Origin of the sequence: Intestinibacter sp. (assembly GCF_022780145.1) — a bacterium.
In the GTDB taxonomy this organism is placed as follows: domain Bacteria; phylum Bacillota; class Clostridia; order Peptostreptococcales; family Peptostreptococcaceae; genus Intestinibacter.
This window is the reverse complement of sequence record NZ_JALEXO010000104.1, coordinates 1-5,177: the sequence shown is the minus strand read 5'-3', so window position 1 is coordinate 5,177 and position 5,177 is coordinate 1. Positions and strand designations below refer to the sequence as shown.

General features: G+C 31.0%; 4 protein-coding genes. 3 read left to right on the top strand and 1 reads right to left on the bottom strand.

The features are described from left to right. Positions 1-1,589, bottom strand: a 1,589-nt coding sequence (locus tag MR593_RS03780) for a pyruvate formate lyase family protein (RefSeq protein WP_290687043.1), incomplete at its 3' end; no start/stop codon positions are given. 384 nt (positions 1,590-1,973) lie between these two features. Between MR593_RS03780 and MR593_RS03775 the strand changes: the two genes are divergently transcribed. The 3 genes from MR593_RS03775 (at position 1,974) to MR593_RS03765 (ending at position 5,164) form a co-directional block, all read left to right on the top strand. Continuing rightward, on the top strand, positions 1,974-2,927 hold the full coding sequence (locus MR593_RS03775; RefSeq protein WP_290687041.1) for a calcium/sodium antiporter: 954 nt from the start codon (positions 1,974-1,976) through the stop codon (positions 2,925-2,927). Between the two features lie 118 nt (positions 2,928-3,045). After that, the gene (locus tag MR593_RS03770; RefSeq protein WP_290687039.1) at positions 3,046-3,405 is read left to right on the top strand and encodes a hypothetical protein; all 360 of its coding nucleotides are present in this window, start codon (positions 3,046-3,048) and stop codon (positions 3,403-3,405) included. 133 nt (positions 3,406-3,538) lie between these two features. Next, positions 3,539-5,164: a DEAD/DEAH box helicase gene (locus tag MR593_RS03765; RefSeq protein WP_290687037.1), complete on the top strand. Its 1,626-nt coding sequence runs from the start codon at positions 3,539-3,541 to the stop codon at positions 5,162-5,164. Positions 5,165-5,177: the final 13 nt, after the last annotated feature.

Genomic DNA, 5,177 nt, shown 5'->3' with positions numbered 1-5,177 from the left:
TATTTTATAGCTGATAAAGAGTCAGCACAAACTGAAAGTCCTGCTATACCACAAGCCATAGTTCTAAATACATCTCTATCGTGTAGAGCCATTTCTAAAGCTTCATAAGAGTATTTGTCGTGCATGTAGTGGATTACATTTAATGTATTTACATATAAATTAGCTAACCAATCAGTAAATGGCTCGAATCTTTCCATAACTTCATCGTAATCTAAGTATTCAGAAGTTATTGGCTCGAATCTTGGTCCAACTTGAACACCTGATTTTTCGTCAACTCCACCGTTTATAGCATATAATAAAGTTTTAGCTAGGTTAACTCTAGCTCCGAAGAACTGCATTTGTTTACCTATTTTCATTGCAGATACGCAACAAGCTATACCGTAGTCATCTCCCCAGTATGGTCTCATTAAGTCGTCATTTTCGTATTGAACAGAACTTGTGTCTATAGATACTTGAGAACAGAAGTCCTTGAATCCTTGTGGGAAGTGGTTTGACCAAAGTACTGTTAAGTTTGGTTCTGGTGATGGCCCAAGAGTGTATAATGTGTTTAAAACTCTGAATGAGTTTTTAGTTACTAATGTTCTACCATCTATACCCATACCACCGATTGATTCTGTTACCCAAGTTGGGTCACCTGAGAATAAATCATTGTAATCTGGAGTTCTTAAGAATTTAACCATTCTTAATTTCATAACGAAATGGTCCATTAATTCTTGAACTTCTTCTTCAGTTATAAGTCCAGCTTTTAGATCTCTTTCGAAGTATATATCTAGGAAAGTAGAAGTTCTACCTATAGACATCGCAGCACCATTTTGGTCTTTTATAGCTGCTAAGTATCCAAAGTATAACCATTGTACAGCTTCTTTAGAGTTAGTAGCTGGCCCTGATATATCAAATCCGTAGCTTTGAGCCATTCTCTTTAATGCTTCTAGAGCTTTTATTTGATCTGATAATTCTTCTCTTAATCTGATTACCTCTTCGTCCATGCAAGAAACTTCAAGAGATAATTTTTGTTCCATTTTATCTTCTATTAATCTATCAACACCGTATAGAGCAACTCTTCTGTAGTCTCCTATTATTCTACCTCTACCGTAAGCATCTGGAAGACCTGTTATTATACCAGATTTTCTAGCAGCTCTCATTTCTGTAGTGTAGGCATCGAAAACACCTTGGTTGTGAGTTTTTCTATATTTAGTGAATATTTCACTTACTTGTGGGTCACATTCAAATCCGTAAGCCTTACAAGAGCTTTCTACCATTCTTATACCGCCTTCAGGCATTATAGCTCTTTTTAAAGGAGCGTCAGTTTGTAAACCTACTATTGTTTCTAAATCTTTATCTATATAACCAGGAGCGTAAGCATCTATAGCAGACACAGTTTTAGTATCTACGTCTAATGTTCCTCCGTTTTCTCTTTCTTTTTTAAATAATTCTAGGACTTCATCCCATAATTTTTTAGTATTTTCAGTAGCTCCAGCTAAGAATGAGCTATCTCCTTCATATGGAGTGTAGTTAGCTTGGATAAATCCTCTAACATCTATTTCTTTAGTCCATCTACCTTCTTTGAATCCTTGCCATGCATTATTCATGTATGCATCCTCCTTAATGTCATTGTATAGTTTGGATTTTATTATTTATTTTGTAACGTATAGGAATTTATATTCCTTAAAAAATATTTAAAAAATCTAGCTAGATATATGTCATTTTTCTATGATAATAATATCATAGATTAAGTATATTGTATACAATATTTTTATCACATAATTTAATATTATTATATTTTAAAATTTACCCATTAATAAAAAACTTAAACTTAAATATAAATAAAATTTTATTTTTATAATTTATTTCAATTTTACGGATATCAATCAATTGTTGCGGCTACAGTATTTGCGGGGAATTTTGAGTAAATAAAATTAGCTAGACATTTTTTTAAGAAATATGAATATCTATTATATATAGGAGGTGTCGTCGTGATAATTGTAACTATTTTATTTATAATAGGTTTTATATTGATATCTAAGGGTGCGGATTTTTTTATAAATTCAACTGTAGAAATTGGAAGAAAAACTAATATCTCGGAATTAATTTTAGGTGCAACTATAGTCAGTTTTGCAACTACATTGCCAGAGCTTACAGTATCTTTATTTGCATCTATTGACAATCATACAACTATGAGTCTAGGAAACGCAGTTGGCTCTATAATATGTAATACAGGATTGATATTAGGGATGGTTGTGCTTATAAGCCCTTTTAACACGGATAGAAAAACATTTGCGTCAAAGTCTACTATATTATTAGTATCGATTATAGCGCTTATAATTTTGGGATTAGATGGTGCAATTACAAAGATCGATGGATGTATTTTATTAATTATTTTAGGAGTATATATGTATACTAATTATAAAAGCGTATTAAACAATGCTAATAAAAATTATCTTTATTATTGTTTGACGCAGCAAAATGAAATGTCGACAGTAAAAATAGTTGTATATTTTTTCGTGGGATTGGCAATGATGATAGTAGGTTCTAGATTATTAGTAGATAATGGTGTTAAGATTGCCGAATTTATAGGAATACCACAGGGGATAATAAGCTTAACTGTGATCGCGCTTGGAACATCTCTTCCAGAATTAGTTTCATCTATTACAGCAGTTAGGAAAAAACACCACGAAATCTGTGTCGGAAATGTTTTAGGGGCAAATATCTTAAATATAATTTCTGTAATTTCTATTTCATCTATTCCAAATGAAATACCTATATTGTCACAAAATATTAGAGTTGATTACCCATTTATGATAATTTTAGTCTTAACTCTAATAATTCCTACAATTATAAAGAACAAATTGTATAGAATACAGGGAATATTAATGTTGGGAACATATATAACTTATTTGGCTGTTCTCTACTATACATATATGATTTAAATTTTATATTATTTTGAATATAACTAGAGTATTTGGCTAGTTATATTTTTTGTTTTAATGAAAGTAAAAAGTCAATTATATATAATAATAGTATAAATTGTTTTGGAGGTGAGGTTAAATGGATTTATTTTTTTATATAGCTATAATCGGTGGAGCTATGCTCATGCTGAGCAGAGTTCAATATAAAAAAATGGCGGATAGAAGCTTCTACAGAGGAAATGAATTGGTTTTAGACAAAACTAAGAAGAATAATTTTTTTATAAAAATAAAAAACAGCTTTTTATACGATTTATTTTATTCTAGAGAATTTGCGAGGATGAATAGAACTTATGGAAGCTTGATGGTTTTAATCGGTATAGGTGGAATGCTGCTTTTTAAAACAATAGGAATAATTTTAGATATTTTACTTTTAATTGTAGTATTTTTCTACTTATTTAAGTTTATTGTAAAACTGATAAAATCTACAAAAAATTATTAGTAAATATCTAAGCGCTTATAGTTCGTATAAATTGTTTAAATTTGGTCAAAAATAAGTTTGCATAATATTTGAATAAAATATATAATAGACAAGTTAGGATATTTTGAAAACGGAAAGGAAATAAACAATTAATATGAATGTAACAAAATTTGAAGATTTACCAATTAGTGATGAGATAAAAAGATCAATTGCGGAAATGGGATTTGAAGAGCCATCGCCAATACAGGCTCAATCGATACCAGTGATTTTATCAGGAAAGGATGTAATAGGTCAAGCGCAAACAGGGACAGGAAAAACTGCAGCATTCGGTATACCTATACTTGAAAAAGTAGACCCTAAAAACAAACATCTACAAGCTATTGTATTATGCCCAACTAGAGAGCTTGCTATACAAGTTTCTAAGGAAATAAGAAAGCTTGGTATGTTTAAGAGCGGAATTAAAACATTACCAGTTTACGGTGGTCAACCAATAGAGAGACAAATAAAAGCATTAAAGAGTGGAGTACAAGTAGTAATAGGAACTCCAGGACGTGTAATAGATCATATAAATAGAAAAACTTTAAAATTAAACGATGTAAAAATGGTAGTGCTTGACGAAGCGGATGAAATGTTAGATATGGGATTTAGAGAAGATATCGAGTTGATATTAAACCAAACTCCAATCGAAAGACAAACTACTTTCTTCTCAGCTACAATGCCAAAGGAAATTTTAGAATTAACTAAATTATACCAACATGAACCGGAATTAATTAAAGTAGTCAGAAAAGAACTTACAGTTCCAAATATAAAACAATACTATATCGAAACAAGAAGAGCGAATAAACTAGAAGTTCTATGCAGATTAATAGACGTATATAATCCAAAATTATCTGTAGTATTCTGTAATACAAAGAGAGGTTCAGATGAATTAGTAAGCGAACTTCAAGCTAGAGGATATTTCGCAGATGCGCTACACGGTGACCTTAAACAAACTCAAAGAGATATAGTAATGGACAAATTTAGACAAGGTACGATAGATATATTAGTTGCTACAGATGTTGCAGCTAGAGGTATAGATGTAGACGATGTTGATATGGTATTTAACTACGATTTACCACAGGATGAAGAGTACTATGTTCACAGAATAGGTAGAACAGGACGTGCTGGTAGAGAAGGTGTATCTTTCAGCTTTGTATATGGTAAAGACATGAGAAAGATGAGAGATATAGAAAGATATACTAAATCTAAATTAGTAAAACACAGCATACCAACTATAGCAGATGTAGAAGAAAAGAAGGTCGCTGCATTCTTCAACCAAGTTAAAGATGTGCTAAAAGAAAGTAACCTAGCAAAACAAATCAACTGGGTAGAAGCCTTATGTGAAGAAGAGCAATTATCTACTCTAGAAGTAGCTGCTGCATTAGTTAAACTATCTATGGGTGAAGAGCTAAAAGAAGAAATAATAGAAGAGCCATCTAGAAAAGAAGCTAGAAAATCTAAAAAATCTAAAAAAGGTGCAAATGGCGCTGAACGTGGAATGGTTAGATTATTTATAAATGTAGGTAGAAACCAAAGAGTTCAAGCTAAGGACATAGTTGGAGCTATAGCTGGTGAAGCCGGAATATCTGGCAAATTAGTAGGAACTATAGATATATACGACAAATATACATTTGTAGAAGTGCCTAAAGCAAATGCCAAAAAAGTCCTAGAAAAATTAAAAAATGTAAAAATTAAAGGAAATAGAATCAATATAGAAAAAGCAAATAAAAGAAATAAATAGATAATAAAAAATA

Excerpts from the sequence above, each read along its gene's own strand:
- MR593_RS03765 (WP_290687037.1), top strand. The coding sequence starts at position 3,539 with ATGAATGTAACAAAATTTGAAGATTTACCAATTAGTGATGAGATAAAA.
- MR593_RS03770 (WP_290687039.1), top strand. The coding sequence starts at position 3,046 with ATGGATTTATTTTTTTATATAGCTATAATCGGTGGAGCTATGCTCATG.